Source organism: Mesorhizobium humile (assembly GCF_033977215.1).
Classification (GTDB): domain Bacteria; phylum Pseudomonadota; class Alphaproteobacteria; order Rhizobiales; family Rhizobiaceae; genus Mesorhizobium; species Mesorhizobium humile.
In genome coordinates this window covers 117,036-136,064 of record NZ_JAVIIV010000002.1, presented here as the reverse complement: position 1 = coordinate 136,064, position 19,029 = coordinate 117,036, and the positions used below count along the sequence as shown (strand labels likewise).

Below are 19,029 nucleotides of genomic sequence, written 5' to 3'. Positions count from 1 at the left end.
AGCGTGAAGCTCAGCCGCCGTCGAGCGACTTCAACAGATTGTCTATCGTGAACGGGTTGGCCTTCGGCTTCGCCGGCGTCGAACCGTCATTGACGCCGGGCAGCGACCCCTCGGCCTTTGGCGTTTGCTCGGCCGCCTTGCGCGCCGCTTCCAGCTTCGCCTGCTCCGCCCTCTTGCGATCGGCCTCGGCCTGCGCCTTGGCCGCCTCGTCCGCGGCCCGCTGCTCGGCCTCGGCTTTCGCCTGTGCATCGGCCTTCGCCTTGGCGTCCGCTTCGGCCTGCGCCTTGGCGTCGGCTTCCGCCTTGGCCCTCGCCTCTTCGTCGGCCTTGGCTTTTGCCTCGGCTTCCGCCTGCGCCTGGGCTTCCGCTTCGGCTTTGGCCTTGGCTTCCGCCTCGGCCTTCTGCCGCGCCTCTTCCTCTTGCCGGCGCAACTCCTCGGCCGCGTTGTCGCGCTCCGTCTGCAGCGCCGCGTAATAGCGCACTTCGCGCCGCAGCCGCTGCTTCTCCAGGAGCGCCGCCTGCATCGCCTCGACCCGCTGCTGTTCCTTCTCCAACGCGCGCTGCGTCAGGAACTGCGCCAGCGGGCCGCTGTCGAACTGCGGCGCGGCCGCCCCGAGCGGGCCGGTCAGGCTGAAATTGACGGTTGGTTCGGAACCCACCAGCGCCTCGTCGCCGGGACGATAGGTCAGCGCCCCCTTTGCCGTGACGGTGCTCGTGTTGAGATCGGCCGTCACGTCCGCGGACAAGGTCGCGCCGGGATTGTCGAGGCTGATCGGCGGCGCCCGCAACGTGCCGTTCGCCACGGTGAAGGCCACATCCGCGTCGCCGACGGCAAAGCTGCCCTCCCCGGCGATCTGCGGCGCGAACTCCGCCGTCTTGGCCGTGTCGATATCGCGTCCGATCGCATCGGCCTTGGCGATCATCGCGGCAAAGCCATCCGGATTGATGCCGTCCACTTTCAATCCCTTCAGCGCCGCCGTGCCCGATCCGGAGAGAGCCGCAATCATGGCGTCGACGGATTTGCCGCTGGTCGACAGCGCCGCCGAAAGATCGCCGCTGCCGCCGATACCGGCGCCGGGCAGAACGGCGGAAAGGTCGCCGCCGGCCAGCCTCATCTGGCCGGAGAACAGACCGGTGCCTTCCGTGTTCTTCAAGTCGAACAGGCCGGTCAGATCGCCGCCATAAAGCTTCGCCTTGAGGTCGGAGACGTGGATGCCTTCGCGGTCGAGCTTCAACGAGAATGAAGCGTCATGCGCCGTGGCGAACGGCCCGGCGGCAAGCGCCGACGTGTTGAGATCGAGGTCTGCGTTGAACGGAAGCGTCGACTTCTGGCTGAACGGCGTCGTCGGCCATCCGCTCTTGGCGGGCGCGAAGGACTGGTCGCCGAACAGCGAGACCGCCAGCGGATCGAGGTCGAGTTCGTCGAGCGCCAGCGCCCCTGCAAGATGCGGCAGTCCATCCTTGGCATCGATGTTGATGTCCCCGGACACCGCCGCCTTGTTGATCGAGCCTGTGAGTCCGCTCAGCACCAGGAGCCCGTTGCCGAAATCGGCATCGGCCGCCAGCGACGTCGACGTGCCCGCTCCCATGCCGGGCAGGCCGACCCCGGTCGTCATCAGCCACGGCTCGATATCGGCGGCCTCGAGATTGACCTTGCCTTTGGCGGTGGCGCCTTGCGCCGTCTCGGCGACGGTTCCGTCGAAGCTTGCCCTGAAATCGTCGGACGTCAGGTTGAAGCTGGCCGCGAGACCGCCGACGACCGAGCCCTTCGCCGAGACTTCGGTGTTGGCGTGGCCGAGCATGCCGAGCGGCAGCGCCGGCAGGCCGTAAAGCGCAAGCAGCGTGGTGGCATTGTCGTTGCGGGCGTTGAAGGTGATCGATACCGGCGCCTCGGAGAGCTTGTCCGCGGTTCCCTTGCCGGAAAGCGAAGCCGAGAAGGCCGAGCCGCCGGCATTGCCCTGGGCGGAGAGCGCCAGGCCCGTGGTGCCGTCGCCATTGTCGGCGGCGCTGGTCAAAAGATCGATGCGCGCGTCCTGAAACAGTTCGGGATAGGCCGCCGCGCGGGTGGCCAGGCCTTTGAGCACGCCATTGTTGGGATAGTGCTGCGCCGCGACATCGATCAGCGGCTTGAGGTCCACCGCCACCACGGAAGCGTTGAGCTTGCCTGTCGGGCTCTGAGGGAAGTCCTTGACACGGCCCGTGGCGCTGATCGAGGCGCCGGCCAGGCCGCCGATCGAAAGCCGGTCGATCTCGAGCAGGCCCTCACGCAGCCGCAGCGCCGTGTCGACGGTGTCGGCGCTCAAGCCGCCGGCGCTGACCGGCCCCGCCTTGATCTGGAAATCGAGATCGCGATCCGAAAAGCGGTTGGCGCCCTTGTCGCTGATGAAGATAGAGGCGAAGGCCGCGAGCCCGTCCAGGTCCATCTCGCCGCCCGTCAGCCGCATCAGCACCGATGGCCTGGCGCCGTCCGGCTGGCTGGAATCGATGCTGCCCGAAAACTTCGCCTTGCCGAGGATAAGTTCGAGATCGCTGAAGGACTGCCGGTTCTCGCTGAGATCGACCTTGGCCTTGAAGCCTGCCGCGGGCAGCCGGCGGATCGCCTCGTCGACATCCTTCGACAGCCAGGCGGCAAAGCCGGAAGGCTGTCCGACGGCGAGCAGCAACGAGCCGGTGAAGCCGAAATGGTCCTCGACGCTCATCATGCCGTCGGCTTCGAGCGTCGTGCGGCCAGGCAGCGTCGCGGCAAGCGACTTGACCGACCAGCCCCCTTCGACGGGCTCGGCCGACAGCCGCACGTCGCGCACCGTGGTATCGCCCGCCACCACCGCCGGCAGCCTGACCTCGACCGTGCCCGGTATCGTCGGCTTCGGCATATGCTGCAGCGTCTGCTCGAATGCGGCGATGCGCTGGTCCAGCGTGAAGCCGGCGCCGGCGGCACCACCCACGGCCTCGTCGAATTGCACCTGCGCGCCGCTGGCCTCGACCGAGAAATGCGGCTTCAGGCCGAGATCGACCGATGCCTTGCCGTCGGCGGTATAGGGATTGTCGAGCGGCCCGGTCTCGAAGCGGAACTCATCGACATTGAGCTTCTGGTGGTCGAGCGCGAACTTGCCGTTCAGCCGGAAGCCCGGGTCGGGCTTGCCGGTGCTGATCTTGACCGGCTCGCCGTCATTGCCGCGCAGCTCGGCCGAGTTTTTGTCCGCACCTGAGATCTTGAACAGGCCGGAATAGACCGCGGCGCCCTTGACGATGCCGGCATTGCCGTCGGCTTCGATGACCAGCGGATAGGCATCGGGATCTGCTTTCAGCCTGAGCCGCATCTGCCCGTCCGGTTCCACCTTGCCGGTAGAAGCCGAGACGTCGGCGCGCAAGCCGTCGAAGCGCAGCGTTCCATCCATGCGCCATGGGCCGGTGAGCGCCTTGGCCGAAATCGTCGAGTTGATCTCCGAGATCAGGTGGCTGCGTCCGCCGGCGGCGTGACGAAGCTCGATCTGCCCCTCGGTTACCGACAGCTTCTCGATGGCGATCTGGCCGGGGTCGAGGGGTGTCGAGGGCCGCAGCGTCCAGTCGACGGTGCCGTCACCGGCGACATTGATGATGGCCTTCGGGTGGACCAGCCGCATGTCGAAGATCAGCACCTCGCCACGCAGAAAGGGCGCCAGTTCCGCATCCATGGAAAAGGTCTCGACCTTCATCGCCGGCTGGCCTTGCGGCCCGCCCGCGACCTCGACATTGGAGAAGGTCACCGACGGAAACGGCAACAGCCGCGCCGTCGCATCGCCCTTTACCGTCACCTTGCGGCCGAGGATGGCGCTCGCCTCGCGCTCGAAATCGCCCCGGTAGCCTGTCCAGTCGATGAAATACGGCACCACCAGCGCCGCGCACAGCACCAGCACGAACAGGCCACCGAAGATCACGAACAGGCGGGCGAGCATCTGTTTCCCGGGTTGAAAGTCAGCCGCACTCTACCCGCATCCGCGTGTCGATAAAGAGGCAATTCAGCGGCGCAGCAACGGCCGACCTCTCCAGTTGCGCGATGGCTCGCGGTCGGGATATCTCTTTTGCCAATTCCTGCCCTTCCGGCCATGCCCCTGGTCGCCACAGATCTGAACCCAACACGGAGCGTTCCCGATGTCAGGCAAGAACTGGGATAGAGTGCCGATCGATGCGCAGAGCGTCGACGCTCCGCTATCGCAGGCCGCGATTTTCCTCGTCGTCACGGTCGGCACCGACAGGGCCGCGCTTGCGACCGTCGCATCGGTGCTGGGCGAGCTGGACGATCTCGTCAAGAATGTCGGCTTCCGCGACCTGTCGGGCCGGCTGTCCTGCATCGCCGGCATCGGCGCCGGACTCTGGAACCGTCTGTCGCCCAACCGGCGGCCGCGCGAGTTGAAACCCTTCGCGCCGATTGAAGGAGCGGCGCATTCGGCGCCCTCGACGCCCGGCGATCTCCTCTTCCACATCCGCGCCGAGCGGCCCGATATGTGCTTCGAACTCGAGCGCATCTTGCTGAACAGCCTCGGCGACAGCGTGAGCGTTGCCGACGAGGTTTCGGGCTTCCGCTATTTCGACGCGCGCGATCTTCTCGGCTTCGTCGACGGCACTGCAAATCCGACCGGCCTCGACCTGCCCGCCTCGGCGCTGGTCGGCGACGAGGACGGCGACTTTGCCGGCGGTAGCTATGTGGTCGTGCAGAAATACCTGCACGACATGGCCGCCTGGGGCAAAACACCGACGCATGTCCAGGAAGAAATCATCGGCCGCACCAAGATCGACAACATCGAGATCGATGACGACGACAAGCCGCGCAAATCGCACAAGTCGCTGGCCACGATCGAGGACGACGCCGGCAACGAATACGACATCCTGCGCGACAACATGCCGTTCGGCCGCCCCGGGCAGAACGAGTTCGGCACCTATTTCATCGGCTACACGCGCTATCTGTGGGTGATCGAGAAAATGCTGCAGCGCATGTATGTCGGCGAGCCGCCCGGCGCCTACGACCGGCTGCTCGACTTCTCCACGCCGCACACCGGCACGACCTTCTTCGCGCCGACGCGGCCGACGTTGCAGAAGCTTGTCGAAGGAGTGGGCGAATAGCCTCTGGCCGATGGGTTATCCCGCCGCCGGCAGAATCTTGCCCGGGTTCATGATGTTGAGCGGATCGAGCGCCTGCTTGATCGTGCGCATGACATCGACGCCATGGCCGAGCTCATGGCGCAGGAAGCCGACCTTGCCCTGGCCGATGCCGTGCTCGCCGGTGCAGGTTCCCTCCATCGCGATGGCACGCATGTTGAGCCGGGCGACGAATTTCTCGGCGAGCGCGATCTCTTGCGGGTTGTCGACGTCCATCAGCACCAGCACATGGAAATTGCCGTCGCCGGCATGACCGACGATGGGTGCCACCAGCCCCATCTCGGCAATGTCGGCCTCGGTCTCAGTGACGCATTCGGCAAGCCGCGAGATCGGTACGCAGACATCCGTCGAAAGCCCCTTGGCGCCGGGCCGCAGCGTCAGCGACGACCAATAGGCGTCGTGCCGCGCCTTCCAGAGCTTCGTCCGCTCTTCCGCGACGCTGGTCCACAGGAACGGCCCTCCTCCATTCTCCTCGGCGATCATGCCGAACGTCTCGGCCTGTTCGGCGACGCCGGCGTCACTGCCGTGGAACTCGACGAACAGGCATGGGCTCTCCGGATAGTCGAGCTTGGAATAATTCTTCATCGCCCGCATCTGCAACGCGTTGACCAGTTCGATGCGCGCCACCGGAATGCCCATCTGGATGGTCGCGATCACTGTGTTGCAGGCCGCCTCGAGGCTCGGAAACGGACAGACCCCTCCTGAAATTGCCTGCGGAATGCCCTGGAGCCTCAGCGTCAGCGAAGTGATGACGCCGAGCGTGCCTTCGGAGCCGACCAGAAGCCGCGTCAGGTCATAGCCGGCCGAGCTTTTCTTCGCCCGCTTGCCGGTCGTCACCGTCTCGCCGTCGGCCATGACGGCGGTGAGCGACAGCACGTTCTCGCGCATCGTGCCGTAGCGCACGGCGTTGGTGCCGGAGGCGCGGGTCGCCGCCATGCCGCCGAGCGAGGCATTGGCGCCGGGATCGATCGGGAAGAACAGGCCGGTGTCGCGCAGATGCCGGTTGAGGTCCTCGCGCGTCACCCCTGGCTCGACCGTGCAGTCGAGGTCCTGCGGATTGACCGAAAGGATGCGGTTCATGCGCGAGGTGTCGATGGAGATGCCACCGCCCGGCGCATTGGTGTGGCCTTCCAGCGAGGAGCCGACGCCGAAGGCGATGACCGGCACACGATGCTCAGCACAGGCGCGCACGATCTCCTGCACCTCTACCGTCGTCTCGGCAAAGGCGACGCCGTCCGGCGCCTGCGTCGGGATATAGGTAGTGGTGTGCGCGTGCTGGCCGCGGATCGCCTCGCCGGTCTGGAAGCGTTCGCCTAGCCGCTGCTTGAGGATGCCAAGTACCGCGGCGATGCCCTCCTCGTTGCGTTCGACGGGGTTGAGGTCGCTCAAAGCCATGAATTCCTCCGCGAATGGACCAGCGGCCACGCTTGTTATGCAGTTATGGATGCGTAGTCTCACAAACCAGGCCATGTCCAGCGACGATCGAGGAAACCACGATGACCATCCCCGCCCCCTTCATTTCCGACCCGATGGACATCGAGAAGGACTGGATCGACTATAACGGCCACCTCAACATGGCCTATTACAACGTGCTGTTCGACCGCTGCTCGGATGTCGCCTTCGAGATGATGGGCATGGGGCCGAACTATGCCAGGGACCGCCGCCTGACCATCTACACGGCCGAAGTCCATGTCTGCTACGTGCAGGAACTGCATCTCGACCACAAGGTGAAGGTCTCCTTCCAGCTCATCGATTCGGATGAAAAGCGCCTGCGCGCCTATCAGGAAATCCGCCACGTCGATGGCTGGCTGGCCGCGACCTCCGAGCAGCTTGCGCTGCATGTCGACATGGCCGGGCCTAGGGTCGCCCCCTTCCCAGCCGACGTGATGGAAAAAGTTGAAGCTATGCGCGCCGCCCATGGGGCGCTGCCCATGCCGGAGCGCGCCGGTCGCTCCATCGGCATCAAGCGCAAGACCGCTTGAAGCACCCGGACGCCCGCGTTAACCTTACCAAGGTTTTAACGTGAACAAGTCGGTTGAGTCCGTTGAACGACTCACTGGCGCGTTCGAAAACCGCCGTACCGGGTTGCGCGCGGGCGGCTGGCGGATGCGGTGCGAGGACAGTGCATGAAAACCGACATCAAGGTCGAAGTGGAACGGTTGGCGGCCGATCCACGCATCACCGACTATGATTTCTGGCGATCGTTGAAGAACGTCAACAACGAGATCTTCCACATCGCCAACAACAACGAGCCCATCCCGTTCGACATGATCCGCTGGCGCGCGATTCTGAAGCAGGCGCGCATGAGGCGCGGCCACGCCTAGTTCCCTGGCACAGAAATCTGACAGGTTGGCTATGTTTGCCTTGGCGGGCGGCATGCCTTGGAGATTGGCCGAGACGCCGACCCCGTCGTCATCCACGGGCGGAGCGGGAGCGAAGCGGACGCGCAGACCCGAGGATCCATTCCGTGACGTCCGAGCGCTGCTGCGGTGCAGAATTCTGCACCGCCGCGTTCTCCGATCACGGTCACGGAATGGATTCCAGGGTCTCCGCGACGCCGCTTCGCGGCTGCTCCGCCTTGGAATGACGAGGTTGAGAGGCTTCCGCCAATCTCCAGCGTCTGCGCTGATTTCACGGAAATGAACGGTGGAAATCTTGCTGCCGACAACCCCGCTCTGATCCCCTCACCGGGCCTTGAACCCGCCGAGCGGCGAGCGCGGCTCGACCGGTGACGACTGGATGATGGCGGTGTTGGTCATCGCATAGGGAATGATCCGGTCGATCACGCGCTCGAGCTCGCTCACCGAGCCGACATGGGCGAGCGCGATGAAGCAGTCCTCGCCGGTCACCCGGTCGCATTGCGCGATTTCCGGCAGCTCGCGGATGATGTCCGCCACCACGGAAAGCTGTCCCGGCACCGGCCTTATTCTCAGCCATGCCGACAGCTTCATGCCGAGAGCGGCTGGATTGATCCTCACTGTATAGGCCTCGATCACGCCGTTCTCCTGCAGCTTGCGGATGCGCTCCGCCACGCTCGGCGCCGACAGCCCGACCGCGCGCGCCAGTTCCGCCGTGCTGATGCGCGCGTCCTTTTCCAGGAGCCGCAGCACCTTCAGATCGATCGCGTCCAGATCGACATTTTCACTTCGAAGGTTTTTCAACTTTTTTCTCTTCTTCTGAAAGCCAATAAATCAATATGGCCGCCGATCACGCATATAGATCACGCATTTCGCCTGCGATAATGCGCTCGTGACCAACCAAACGCAAATTCCAGCTGCAAATCCGGCCACCGGTGATACGGATGCGCGCCCCGCCCTCGCCCGCCCCACGACACTCGCTGGAAGGGCCAACGCTTTGCCGCCGCATGTCTGGTTCTGCGTCAGCGCCGTATTCCATTATCTCGGGCCGGCCTTCGCCGTGCTGCTTTTCGCTCAGGTCGGCGTGCTCGGCATGGCTTGGCTGCGCATCGCCACCGCCGCCCTCGTCTTTGCCCCGCTGACCAGGCCCTGGCGCGTCTTCGCCCGCGCGGATCGCGCTCAACGGCTCCTGCTGCTGGCCTTCGGCATCTGCCTGGCGGTGATGAACTGCTCGTTCTATCTGGCGCTCGACCGCCTGCCGATCTCGTTGGTGGCGGCGATCGAATTCGTCGGCACGATCGCGGTGGCGCTGGTCGGCCTGCGCAGCCGGCGCAACTTTGCCGCGCTCGCTGTTGCCGTTGCCGGCACCTTGCTTCTCATCGACGTGAAGTGGTCCAGCGATCCCGTCGGCCTGTTCTGGGCCTTTTTGAACGGCGCCCTGTTCGTCGGCTACATCGTGATCGGTCACCGCGTCGCCCAGGCCGGCATCGGCATTGCCGGCCTCGGCACCGCCATGGCGATCGCATTCCTCATCGTGTTGCCCATCGGCTTCCACGAGGCGCTGCCCGCCTTCTCATCGCCGCAACTGCTCGCCGCCGCGATCGGCGTCGGCGTCTGCTCCTCGGTCATCCCCTACATCTGCGACCAGCTTGCCATGGCGAGGCTGCCGCGCGCGAGCTTCGCATTGATGCTCTCGCTTCTGCCGCTGACGGCAACGCTGATCGGCGTCGTCGTGCTGCGCCAGGTGCCAAGCCTCACCGACTGCATCGGCATTGCGATGGTCATCGCCGGCGTCGCCTTCCACAAGCCCGCGGCAAATATCTAGCCTGCTCGACTATGCCAGCTTCTCTTTCAGGAAAGCGACAGTGCGCCCCCAGGCCAGATCGGCGGCCTTCTTGTCATAGCGCGCGGCCGAGGTGTCGTTGTTGAAGGCGTGGTTAGCGCCATCATAGACATAGACCTTGTATTCGACATGCGCGGCGTCGAGGGCCTTCTTATAGGCATCGATGCCGGCATTGGTGCGCGTATCGAGCCCAGCATAGTGGAGGAGTAGCGGCGCCTTGATTTTCGCAGCGTCCTCCGCCTTGGGCTGCATGCCGTAATAGGCGACGCCGGCGTTGAGATCCGGCGCATGGACGGCCAGCTGGTTGAGCGCGCCACCGCCCCAGCAGAAGCCGACCGCCCCGACCTTGCCGTTGCCGTCCTTGAGGCTCTCGAGGTAGGCGATCGTCGCCACGCCGTCGGCCGTGACCTGTGCGGCGTCGAGCTTGGTGAACATGTCGCGCGCCTTGTCCTCGTCGGGCGGCGTGCCGCCGAGCGGCGACAGGAAGTCAGGCGCCAACACGACGAATCCCTCCAGCGCCACACGCCGGGCGACATCGCGGATATGCGGGTTCAACCCCCGGTTCTCGTGGATGACTATGACGGAGCCGAGCTTGCCTGACCGGTTCGCGGGCTTGACCAGATAGCCCTTCATCTCGCCGGTGCTGCCGGGATAGGTGATGTCCTCGCCCTTGATGCGGCTGTCGTCCTCGGCGACGATCGCCGCTTGGGCGGAATTGGCCGCCAGCATCGGCGCGATCGCGGCCGCCGCGGCGCCCGAGCCCGCCAGCTTCGTCAATTGCTCCATGAAGCGGCGGCGGTCGAGCGTCAGATGCGTGTATTCGTCATAGGCATCGATCATGGCCTGCGTGATGGCAGGCTGCGTGATGACGGGCTTGGCAACGGGTTCGGTCATGGCTCTCTCGACGACAATCGGGGAGATTGGCAGGTCGATCCGCAAGATAGGGTCGAGATTTATACGTTCCAGTCACGCTTGGATGACGATCCGGCGAGGTGCAGCTCGCCCATCACATTTTGGTCATTTCCGAAAGCCTTGATGGTGCTGTCACATTAGGGCGCGAAGTTGCCGAGGCCGCCGCACCGATACGAACGACGAAAGGGGAATGCCATGAACGTCCAGGACATCGTCAACACCGTTTCCGCCAAGGCCGGCCTCGACGAGCCGACCACCGAGAAGGTTGTCGGCACCATCTTTTCCGTGCTCGAGCACGAGGCTGAAGGCACCAGCGTTTCGTCCTTCTTCGACCAGATCCCCGGCGCTGATGCGCTGGCGCAGAAATATGACGTGATGGCCGCCGGCGCGACGGCCAATTCGGGGGGCGGCCTTCTGTCGTCGCTGCAGGGCGCGCTTGGCGGCGTGCTGGGCGAAAAGGCCGGCGCGCTCATCAACGGCGTCGCCGTGCTCAAGGCGTCCGGCCTCGACATGGCTCAGATCCAGAAGGCAGGCACGACGCTGATCCAGCAGGCGGAAGCCGCCGCCGGCCCTGACCTGACCAACCAGGTGCTGGACCAGGTACCGAGCCTGAGGGGCCATCTCGGACTTTGAAGCCTCGCGCTGCCCTCTCTTATTTCGGTAGCGTGTAGGCCATCACGTAATCTCCCGGCTTGGTGCCGACCGAGCCGTGGCCGCCGGCGACGATGACGACGAACTGGCGGCCGTCGGCCACCGTGTAGGTCATCGGTGTCGACTGCCCGCCCGCCGGCAGCCGCGCCTGCCAGAGCTGCCGGCCGGTGGTGAGGTCATAGGCGCGCAGATAGTCGTCGACCGCGGCGCCCAGGAAGGCGACGCCGCCCCCCGTGATCATCGGCCCGCCGATGCCTGGAACGCCGACCTTGAGCGGCAGAGGCAGCGGCGTCATGTCGTAGACCGTGCCGTTGCGATGCTTGTAGGCGATGTTTCCTGTCTTGAGGTCGACGCCGGCGACATAGCCCCAGGGCGGCGCCTGGCAGGGAACGCCGAGCGGCGACAGGAACGGTCCCATCACCACCGCGTAAGGCGCGCCTTCGTTGCGGTTCAGCCCCTGCTCGCTGCCCTTGGTGTTGTCGCCCGGCGCCGGCACGTCCGCGCGCGGGATGAGCTTCGAGGTGAAGGCGAGATAGGTCGGCATGCCGAACATCACCTGCCGCACCGGATCGACCGCGACGCCGCCCCAGTTGAAGACGCCGAAATTGCCGGGATAGATCAGCGAGCCCTGCAGCGAGGGCGGCGTGTAGCGTCCCTCATAGTGCAGCTTCTTCAATTCGATCCGGCACGCCAGCTGGTCGAACATGGTGATGCCCCACATGTCGGCGCCGGTCAGCGGCTTCGGATTGAAGGACAGGTCCGAGGCCGGCTGCGTCGGCGAGGCATGATCGCCCTCGATCGCGCCGCCGGGTGCGGGCACTTCCTTCACCGGGATGATCGGCTCGCCGGTGCGCCGGTCGAGCACGTAGAGATCGCCCTGCTTGGTCGGTCCGACCAGTGCCGGCACGACTCCGTTCGCCGTGGTGATGTCGACCAGCGTCGGCTGCGCCGGCACGTCCATGTCCCACAGATCGTGATGCACGGTCTGCCTCACCCAGCGCAATTGTCCGGTGTTGAGGTCGAGCGCGGTGATCGAGGAGGAGAACTTCTCGACATTGGCGCTGCGGCCCATGCCGAGCTGGTCCGGCGTCTGGTTGCCGAGCGGCAGATAAAGCAGCCCCAGCTTCTCGTCGGCGCTCGCCGTCGACCACATGTTGGGCGAGTTGTGGGTGTAGGTCTGCCCGGCGGGCAACGGCGTCGTCACATCCGGATTGCCGGAATCCCAGTTCCACAGCAGCGCGCCGGTGTCGACATCGAAGGCGCGGATGACGCCGGACGGCTCCTCGGTCGAGTAATTGTCGTTGACCGCGCCGCCGACGATGATCTTGCCGCCGACGATCAGCGGCGCCGATGTCGAATAGTAATAGCCCGACTTCGGATAGGGCATGTTGGCCATCAGGTTCAGCGTGCCGCCCTCGGCGAAGGACGCACACACCTGCCCGTTCGCGGCGTCGAGCGCGATCAGCCGGGCGTCCGACGTCGGCAGGTAGACGCGCTGCGCGCAAGGCTGGCCGGCGGCGATCTTGGCGTCGGCATAATAGGAAACACCGCGGCAGGTCTGGTGCTGGCGGTTGGGGTCGAGCTTGACCTTCGGGTCGTAGCGCCATTTCTCCTGGCCGCTCGCGGCATCGATGGCGATAGCGAAATTATGCGGCGTGCAGATGTAGAGCGCATCGCCGACTTTTAGCGGTGTCACCTGATAGGTCGTCTCGCCGATGTCGTCGGGGCCTTTGACGTCGCCGGTGCGATAGGTCCAGGCCGGCTGCAATTTGGCGACATTGTCGGGCGTGATCTGGTCGAGCGGTGAATAGCGCTGGCCAAAGGGCGTGCGGCCGTAGAAATGCCATTCGCCGGCCGGCATGTCGCCGCCGAGATTGGCCGCCGTCGCCACCTTCTCGGTGCCCAGCGTGCCGCCGATGTCGTGAGGGTCGACGGTCATCGAATAGCCGGCGACCGCGAGCGAGGCGAGCACGGCCAGGATCAGCGGCGCCCGCGCGTCCGGCCCCAGCAAGCCGCGCCTTGCCCATGGCGTCAAAAGCCACAAGGCGATAAGCACGATGACGCCGCCGCGCGGACCGAGCTGCCACCAGTCGAAGCCGATTTCCCAGACCGCCCAGCACAAGGTGGCGAGCACGAACAGCGCGTAGAGCCAGAGCGACGTCGACCTGCGTCGCAGCAACAGCCAGGCGGTGATCAGGAAGACCAGGCCGGCGATCAGGTAGTACCAGCTGCCGCCCAGCACCGCGAGCCAGATGCCGCCGCCGCCGAGAACGAGACCGATGAGGAAGAGGACGAGGGACGTGATGGTGACAGCCAAGACGGTGCTCCTTCGACTGTTGCGCGCTTTCAAACGAAGAGGCGGCTTTCAGGCGACGGCGAGCCGTCCCTGCCCTGCCGGCAGCTTTCCCTCACCCGCTCCGGCTGTCAAGTTGGGGCCAGACACGCGAAACTAGAACAAAACGTAGACAGTTCTGGTCTTTCGCTGCCGAATCACTACATTCGGGAGCGATGTCGGGCTTTTCCGAGGACATGCCTTTTTTCGATGAACCGAATGCGCGGCCGGCGGCGGCACCATCCGGCATAGCCGCGCGCGCCATGGCCGCCCGCAGCGGCCAGAACGGCGCGCCCGATTATCTGAAGGGCCTGAACCCCGAGCAGCGGCTCGCGGTCGAGACGACCGAGGGCCCGGTTCTGGTGTTGGCCGGCGCGGGCACGGGCAAGACGCGGGTGCTCACCACGCGCATCGCCCACATCCTTGCGACCGGCAGGGCAAGACCGTGGGAGATTCTCGCCGTTACCTTCACCAACAAGGCGGCGCGCGAAATGAAGCAGCGCATCGGCCATCTGATCGGCGAAGGCGATGTCGAAGGCATGCCCTGGCTCGGCACCTTCCACTCGATCGGCGTGAAGCTGCTGCGCCGCCACGCCGAGCTTGCCGGGCTGAAATCGGGTTTCACCATCCTCGACACCGACGACGTCGTGCGGCTGATCAAGCAGCTCATCCAGGCCGAAGGGCTGGACGACAAGCGCTGGCCGGCCAAGACCTTCGCCCAGATGCTCGACAACTGGAAGAACAAGGGCCTCGGCCCCGACGAGATTGCCGAAGGCGATGCGCGCAGCTTCGGCAACGGCAAGGGCCGCCAGCTCTACAAGGCCTATCAGGAGCGGCTGCAGACGTTGAACTCCTGCGATTTCGGCGACCTGCTCTATCACCCGATCCGCATCTTCCGCGCTTATCCGGACGTGCTGAAGGAATATCACCGCAAGTTCAAATACATACTGGTCGACGAGTACCAGGACACTAACACCGCGCAATACATGTGGCTGCGCCTATTGGCGCAACGGCCCAACGGCGGGCGCGGTGCATCGGCCGAAGGCCGCAAGCCCGACCGGGCGTCGGCCGGTCAGGCCGCCCCCGCGGAGGCCAGCGAGCGGAGCGAGCGCGCGGCCGTGAGCGAGAACAAAGTCAACATTTGCTGCGTCGGCGACGACGACCAGTCGATCTATGGCTGGCGCGGCGCCGAGGTCGACAACATCCTGCGCTTCGACAAGGATTTCCCGGGCGCCACCATCATCCGGCTGGAGCGTAACTACCGTTCCACCGCGCATATCCTGGGCGCCGCTTCTCACCTCATCGCCCACAATGAGGGCCGCTTCGGCAAGACGCTGTTCACTGACCGCGACGACCCCGAGGACGACAAGGTGCATGTCCATGCCGCTTGGGACTCCGAGGAAGAAGCCCGAGCCGTCGGCGATACCATCGAGGCCTATCAGCGCCAGAAGCACCGGCTTAACGACATGGCGATCCTGGTGCGCGCGTCCTTCCAGATGCGCGCCTTCGAAGACCGCTTCATCACGCTGGGCTTGAACTACCGCGTCATCGGCGGCCCGCGCTTCTACGAGCGGCTGGAAATCCGCGACGCGCTCGCCTTCTTCCGCGTTGTTGCCAATGGCGGTGACGACCTCGCCTTCGAGCGCATCGTCAACACCCCGAAGCGCGGGCTCGGCGAAGCCACCATCCGCCAGATCCACGACACGGCGCGTGCCATGCGCGTCCCGATGCTGGAAGCGGCCGCGACGCTTGCCGAAAGCGACGAGCTGAAGCCGAAGCCGCGCGCGGCGCTGCGCGAGGTCGCGGCCAATTTCGAGCGCTGGCAGAAGGCGCTGGAAACCACCCCGCACACCGAGCTCGCCGAGACCATCCTGGAGGAGAGCGGCTACACCGACATGTGGAAGAACGACCGTTCGGCGGATTCGCCCGGACGGCTGGAAAACCTCAAGGAGCTGATCCGCTCCATGGAGGAGTATGAATCGCTGCGCTCCTTCCTCGAGCATGTCGCGCTGGTCATGGACGCCGAGCAGAATGCCGACCAGGACGCCGTCAGCATCATGACGCTGCATTCGGCCAAGGGTCTCGAATTCGAGACCGTGTTCCTGCCTGGCTGGGAGGAAGGCCTCTTCCCGCATCAGCGCGCGCTGGATGAAGGCGGCCGCTCCGGCCTGGAGGAAGAGCGGCGCTTGGCCTATGTCGGCCTGACGCGCGCCAAGAAGAACCTGCATATCTGGTTCGTCTCCAACCGCCAGATTCACGGGCTTTGGCAATCGACCATCCCGTCGCGCTTCGTCAACGAACTGCCGGAAACCCATGTCGATGTCGCCGAGGGCGGCAACAGTTACGGCGGCTACGGCAACCCTTACGGCGGCGGCTCATTCGCCTCCGGGCGCGGTGGCGGTGGCCGGCAGAATCCCTATGGCGCCTCGCGCTTCGACAATGTCGGCGCCAAGGACCAGGGCAGCTTCTCCAACACCTATGCGACGCCCGGCTGGCAGCGCGCCCAGGCGAACCGTACCGAAGCGACCGACCGCAACTGGGGTACCCGCTCCGGCCATCAGGTCGAGCGCATCGGCTATGGCGAGACAGACTCCGGCTACGGCGCCGGCCGCACTAGCGTGAAGGGCCGTACCATCGATGGCGAGCTGGTCGCCAAATCGGTTGCCGACACGCCCTCCGCCTTCAATGTCGGCGACCGCGTCTTCCACCAGAAATTCGGCAACGGCAACATCGCGGCGATCGAAGGCAACAAGCTCACCATCGACTTCGACAAGGCCGGCCAGAAACGCGTGCTGGACGGGTTTGTCGCGCCGGTTTGACCAGCCCCCTCACCTGTACCTTGCCTGGTTCCACTTATGACCCAGCAGCGACAGGATGATGATCAGCCCGTTGAAGAACTGCACGTAGAAGCCGCTCAGGCCCGCCGCCACCACGCCGGTCTGGATGAACGACACCGTGACCGCGCCGATCGCGCCGCCGACCACGGTGCCGATGCCGCCCCATGTCGGCGTGCCGCCAACGAACACCGAGGCCAGCACCGGTAAGAGATAGCCGTCGCCCGCCGTCGGCCACCAGGTGAAGTTGATCATCACCGAGAAGCAGCCGGCGATCGCGGCACCTATGCCGACGAAGACGAACACCTTCACCCGAACCCATTTGACGTCGATGCCCATCTGCCTGGCGCTGTCCGGGTTGTCGCCGACCACTTTCACCTGCGCGCCGAAGCGGTGGCGGTTGTAGAGCAGCGCCGCAAAGACGACGAAGGCGATCGCCCAGAAGATCTGCACCGGGATGCCGAAGACCTGGCTGGAGAAGATCTTGTAGGCCGAGCTGTCGGCAAGGCCCGTCAGCGCCATCGACTTGCCCTCGTTGACGATCTGGATCAGGCCGCGCAGCAGGAAATTCATGCCGAGCGTGGCGATCAGCGACGATAGTCCGCCATAGACGACCAGCGAGCCGACCAGGAAGCCGAGCAGCGTGCCGGTGACCAGTGCGGCCACGATGCCGATGAACGGATCGTAGCCGGCCTGCACCACCAGCGCGAAAACCCATGAGGCAAAGCCCATCGTCGCCGGGAAAGACAGGTCGATCTCGCCGCAGGTGACGACGAAGACCAGCGGCACCACCACGAACAGCGCCACGGGAAGCGTCGTCAGCACCGAACTGTAGAGATACCAAGTGGTGAAGACGGTCGGGTTGGCGATCATGAAGACCGCCATCATCACGATGAACACGGCCAGCGTGCCGAGCGCCGCGCGGTTGTCGAGGACGAAGCCGCGCAGCCAGTGGTTGGATGGGTGGCTCCACTCCTTGGTCGCCTGGCCGCTTGCCCTTCCGAGAGGTGTTTGCAGATCGGGTTCCATGGCTTTGCTCATCACGCTCTCTGCTCCGCTTCCCCATGCAAACCGGGCAATCCGCCGGGATGCGCCACGTCTTCCATGAAGTTGATGAGATCCTCGGCCGACTTGACCTCGGTGCGGTCGGCGGTCAGCGCCACCTTGCCGCGGTCGAGCACCACGAAACGGTCGGCGATGTCGAAGACATGGTGGATGTTGTGGCCGATGAACAGGATCGAGCGGCCACTCGCCCGCACCTGGCGCACGAAATGGAAGACCTTGGCGGTCTCGGTCAGCGACAGCGCCGTCGTCGGCTCGTCGAGGATGATCAGCTCCGCCTGCTTGTAGATGGCGCGCGCGATCGCCACGCCTTGCCGCTCGCCGCCCGAAAGCTGGCCGACGATCGACTGCGGCGTGAACACTTTCGAGGTGAAGCCGATCTCGCGCATCAGCCGGCTAGCTTCCGCGACTTCCTTGTTGACCTTCAGCCAGCCCATGAAGCCTGTGAGCTCGCGACCCATGAAGATGTTGCGCACGATGGTCTGCTGCACGGCCAGCGCCCGGTCCTGGAACACGGTCTCGATGCCGGCGTCGCGCGAGCGCGCCGCGCTCCATCCGCTCACCGGCTTGCCGCGCACTAGGATGTCGCCGCTGGTCGGCTTGACCACGCCGGACAGGATCTTGATCAGCGTCGACTTGCCGGCGCCGTTGTCGCCGATCAGGCCGACCACCTCGCCGCGATCGACGCTGAGATTGACGCCGCCCAGCGCATAGACCTGGCCGTAGGACTTCTTGATGTCGCGCAGTTCGATGATGCGTTCGCTCATGCGATCCTCGCTTGAATTGTCTGTTGTGCCTGCCTCGTCCGCAGGCGGTCCCGCCGGCCGGGTTGGGTCCGGCCGGCGGCCTGGGAGGTCAGCGCAGCGCCTGCTTGGCGAGCTCTGAGACGATCTCGTAGTTCTGCGGCGTCACGAAGCCGGCGCCGGTGTCGACATTCATGGGGGCAAGACCGAGCACCACCTGCTGGCAGAGACTGAGGATCGGCAGATAGCCCTGCATGAACGGCTGCTGGTCGGCCGTCAGCTGCACCCAGCCGCCCTTGAAGGCCTCGACGATCTGCGGGCTGGTGTCGAAGCCGAAATTGAAGATGTCGCCGGGCTTCCTTCCCGCCGCCTGCATATAGGTGGCGACATTGCCGAGCATCTGTCCGCCGGGATAGCCGACCGCCTTGACGCCGGGATTGTTGAGGAGCGCGGCAGTGATCGGCGGGATCGCGAGATTGGGATCGGCTGCCCATTCGGTTTGCGAATTGATCTGAACGACATCGACGCCGGCCTCCTTCAGCGCGGCGACCGTCCCACGCTCGCGCGCACCGCGGCTCTCATTCTCGAACGGGCCGATCATGATCGCCTTGTCGCCAGCCTTCAGCCCGGCCAGCTTGAACGCCTCGGCGCCGAGCGCGCGCCCCTGCTGCTCCTGTTGCGCGCCGACATAACCGCCGCCGAACGCCGCCACCACGGTCGGCACCGGAACGTTCTGGTACATCATCTTGATGCCGTCCTTATGCGCCTGTTCGGCCAGCGGCATGATCGCCGCGTCGCCCGGATGGCCCATCATGGCGATGCCCTGGGGCTTGACGGCGACCGCCTCGCGCAATTGCTGCACCATCTTTTCGACATCCCAACCGGAAAAGATGTAGTCGACCTTCGGCCCGAGATCGGCCGCCGCCTGCTTGGCGCCATTATAGACGATGGTGCCGAAGGCGTCGCCCTCGGCGCCACCGACGAAGAAGCGGATGTGCACGTCCTTGCACCATTGCGCGTCGAGCGCCTGCGCCGGCAAGGTGGAGATCGAGGCGCAGAGCGCCGTGGCGGCCGCCACGACGGTCGAGCGCAGAACAGTCCTTCTGGTCGTCATGCTCATGCACGTTCCTCCCTTTTGGTTCCCTCACGATCAAGGGTTT

14 protein-coding genes are annotated in these 19,029 nt (G+C 65.2%); 6 read left to right on the top strand and 8 right to left on the bottom strand.

Annotated elements, in window-relative coordinates; translation table 11 throughout:
• Window positions 1–10 precede the first annotated feature (10 nt).
• Window positions 11–3,934 (bottom strand): AsmA family protein, encoded by a 3,924-nt coding sequence (locus tag RFM52_RS03530; protein ID WP_320295160.1) that lies wholly within the window; start codon window positions 3,932–3,934, stop codon window positions 11–13.
• Between the two features lie 196 nt (window positions 3,935–4,130).
• Here RFM52_RS03530 and RFM52_RS03525 point away from each other — a divergent pair, with 196 nt between their 5' ends.
• Window positions 4,131–5,099 carry a Dyp-type peroxidase gene (locus RFM52_RS03525; RefSeq protein WP_320295159.1) on the top strand — a complete coding sequence of 323 codons (969 nt, stop codon included), beginning with the start codon at window positions 4,131–4,133 and terminating at the stop codon, window positions 5,097–5,099.
• A gap of 15 nt (window positions 5,100–5,114) precedes the next feature.
• Here RFM52_RS03525 and RFM52_RS03520 read toward each other — a convergent pair whose 3' ends face one another.
• Complete coding sequence (locus RFM52_RS03520; protein WP_320295158.1) at window positions 5,115–6,530, bottom strand: FAD-binding oxidoreductase; 1,416 nt, start codon at window positions 6,528–6,530, stop codon at window positions 5,115–5,117.
• Window positions 6,531–6,631: 101 nt separating this feature from the next.
• Between RFM52_RS03520 and RFM52_RS03515 the strand changes: the two genes are divergently transcribed.
• Together RFM52_RS03515 and RFM52_RS03510 are read left to right on the top strand one after the other, a co-directional pair.
• Window positions 6,632–7,117, top strand: coding sequence for a thioesterase family protein (locus RFM52_RS03515; protein WP_320295157.1), 486 nt, complete (start codon window positions 6,632–6,634; stop codon window positions 7,115–7,117).
• Between the two features lie 144 nt (window positions 7,118–7,261).
• Window positions 7,262–7,459 (top strand): hypothetical protein, encoded by a 198-nt coding sequence (locus RFM52_RS03510; RefSeq protein WP_140674600.1) that lies wholly within the window; start codon window positions 7,262–7,264, stop codon window positions 7,457–7,459.
• A 360-nt stretch (window positions 7,460–7,819) separates the two neighbouring features.
• On the opposite strand, the gene RFM52_RS03505 is transcribed toward RFM52_RS03510, so the two are convergent.
• Window positions 7,820–8,296 (bottom strand): Lrp/AsnC family transcriptional regulator, encoded by a 477-nt coding sequence (locus tag RFM52_RS03505; RefSeq protein ID WP_320295156.1) that lies wholly within the window; start codon window positions 8,294–8,296, stop codon window positions 7,820–7,822.
• 193 nt (window positions 8,297–8,489) lie between these two features.
• Between RFM52_RS03505 and RFM52_RS03500 the strand changes: the two genes are divergently transcribed.
• Window positions 8,490–9,317, top strand: coding sequence for an EamA family transporter (locus RFM52_RS03500; RefSeq protein WP_320295155.1), 828 nt, complete (start codon window positions 8,490–8,492; stop codon window positions 9,315–9,317).
• A 9-nt stretch (window positions 9,318–9,326) separates the two neighbouring features.
• Here RFM52_RS03500 and RFM52_RS03495 read toward each other — a convergent pair whose 3' ends face one another.
• On the bottom strand, window positions 9,327–10,229 hold the full coding sequence (locus RFM52_RS03495; RefSeq protein ID WP_320295154.1) for a dienelactone hydrolase family protein: 903 nt from the start codon (window positions 10,227–10,229) through the stop codon (window positions 9,327–9,329).
• Window positions 10,230–10,442: 213 nt separating this feature from the next.
• On the opposite strand from RFM52_RS03495, the gene RFM52_RS03490 reads away from it, so the two are divergent.
• Window positions 10,443–10,880 carry a hypothetical protein gene (locus RFM52_RS03490; RefSeq protein ID WP_320295153.1) on the top strand — a complete coding sequence of 146 codons (438 nt, stop codon included), beginning with the start codon at window positions 10,443–10,445 and terminating at the stop codon, window positions 10,878–10,880.
• 19 nt (window positions 10,881–10,899) lie between these two features.
• Here RFM52_RS03490 and RFM52_RS03485 read toward each other — a convergent pair whose 3' ends face one another.
• A complete protein-coding gene (locus tag RFM52_RS03485; protein ID WP_320295152.1) occupies window positions 10,900–13,215 on the bottom strand; it encodes a glucose/quinate/shikimate family membrane-bound PQQ-dependent dehydrogenase in 2,316 nt (771 codons plus the stop codon).
• A gap of 191 nt (window positions 13,216–13,406) precedes the next feature.
• Between RFM52_RS03485 and RFM52_RS03480 the strand changes: the two genes are divergently transcribed.
• Complete coding sequence (locus RFM52_RS03480; protein WP_320295151.1) at window positions 13,407–16,049, top strand: ATP-dependent helicase; 2,643 nt, start codon at window positions 13,407–13,409, stop codon at window positions 16,047–16,049.
• Between the two features lie 9 nt (window positions 16,050–16,058).
• Here RFM52_RS03480 and RFM52_RS03475 read toward each other — a convergent pair whose 3' ends face one another.
• From RFM52_RS03475 to RFM52_RS03465, 3 genes are all read right to left on the bottom strand, one after another.
• The gene (locus RFM52_RS03475; RefSeq protein ID WP_320295150.1) at window positions 16,059–17,105 is read right to left on the bottom strand and encodes an ABC transporter permease; all 1,047 of its coding nucleotides are present in this window, start codon (window positions 17,103–17,105) and stop codon (window positions 16,059–16,061) included.
• Window positions 17,105–17,893: an ATP-binding cassette domain-containing protein gene (locus tag RFM52_RS03470; protein ID WP_320295149.1), complete on the bottom strand. Its 789-nt coding sequence runs from the start codon at window positions 17,891–17,893 to the stop codon at window positions 17,105–17,107. The genes RFM52_RS03475 and RFM52_RS03470 overlap by 1 nt, the downstream gene beginning before the upstream one ends.
• Window positions 17,894–17,981: 88 nt before the next feature.
• Window positions 17,982–18,989, bottom strand: coding sequence for a substrate-binding domain-containing protein (locus RFM52_RS03465; protein ID WP_320295148.1), 1,008 nt, complete (start codon window positions 18,987–18,989; stop codon window positions 17,982–17,984).
• Window positions 18,990–19,029: the final 40 nt, after the last annotated feature.

Excerpts from the sequence above, each read along its gene's own strand:
- RFM52_RS03470 (WP_320295149.1), bottom strand. The coding sequence starts at position 17,893 with ATGAGCGAACGCATCATCGAACTGCGCGACATCAAGAAGTCCTACGGC.
- RFM52_RS03475 (WP_320295150.1), bottom strand. The coding sequence starts at position 17,105 with ATGAGCAAAGCCATGGAACCCGATCTGCAAACACCTCTCGGAAGGGCA.
- RFM52_RS03510 (WP_140674600.1), top strand. The coding sequence starts at position 7,262 with ATGAAAACCGACATCAAGGTCGAAGTGGAACGGTTGGCGGCCGATCCA.
- RFM52_RS03490 (WP_320295153.1), top strand. The coding sequence starts at position 10,443 with ATGAACGTCCAGGACATCGTCAACACCGTTTCCGCCAAGGCCGGCCTC.
- RFM52_RS03515 (WP_320295157.1), top strand. The coding sequence starts at position 6,632 with ATGACCATCCCCGCCCCCTTCATTTCCGACCCGATGGACATCGAGAAG.
- RFM52_RS03520 (WP_320295158.1), bottom strand. The coding sequence starts at position 6,530 with ATGGCTTTGAGCGACCTCAACCCCGTCGAACGCAACGAGGAGGGCATC.
- RFM52_RS03525 (WP_320295159.1), top strand. The coding sequence starts at position 4,131 with ATGTCAGGCAAGAACTGGGATAGAGTGCCGATCGATGCGCAGAGCGTC.
- RFM52_RS03495 (WP_320295154.1), bottom strand. The coding sequence starts at position 10,229 with ATGACCGAACCCGTTGCCAAGCCCGTCATCACGCAGCCTGCCATCACG.
- RFM52_RS03465 (WP_320295148.1), bottom strand. The coding sequence starts at position 18,989 with ATGAGCATGACGACCAGAAGGACTGTTCTGCGCTCGACCGTCGTGGCG.
- RFM52_RS03480 (WP_320295151.1), top strand. The coding sequence starts at position 13,407 with ATGTCGGGCTTTTCCGAGGACATGCCTTTTTTCGATGAACCGAATGCG.
- RFM52_RS03530 (WP_320295160.1), bottom strand. The coding sequence starts at position 3,934 with ATGCTCGCCCGCCTGTTCGTGATCTTCGGTGGCCTGTTCGTGCTGGTG.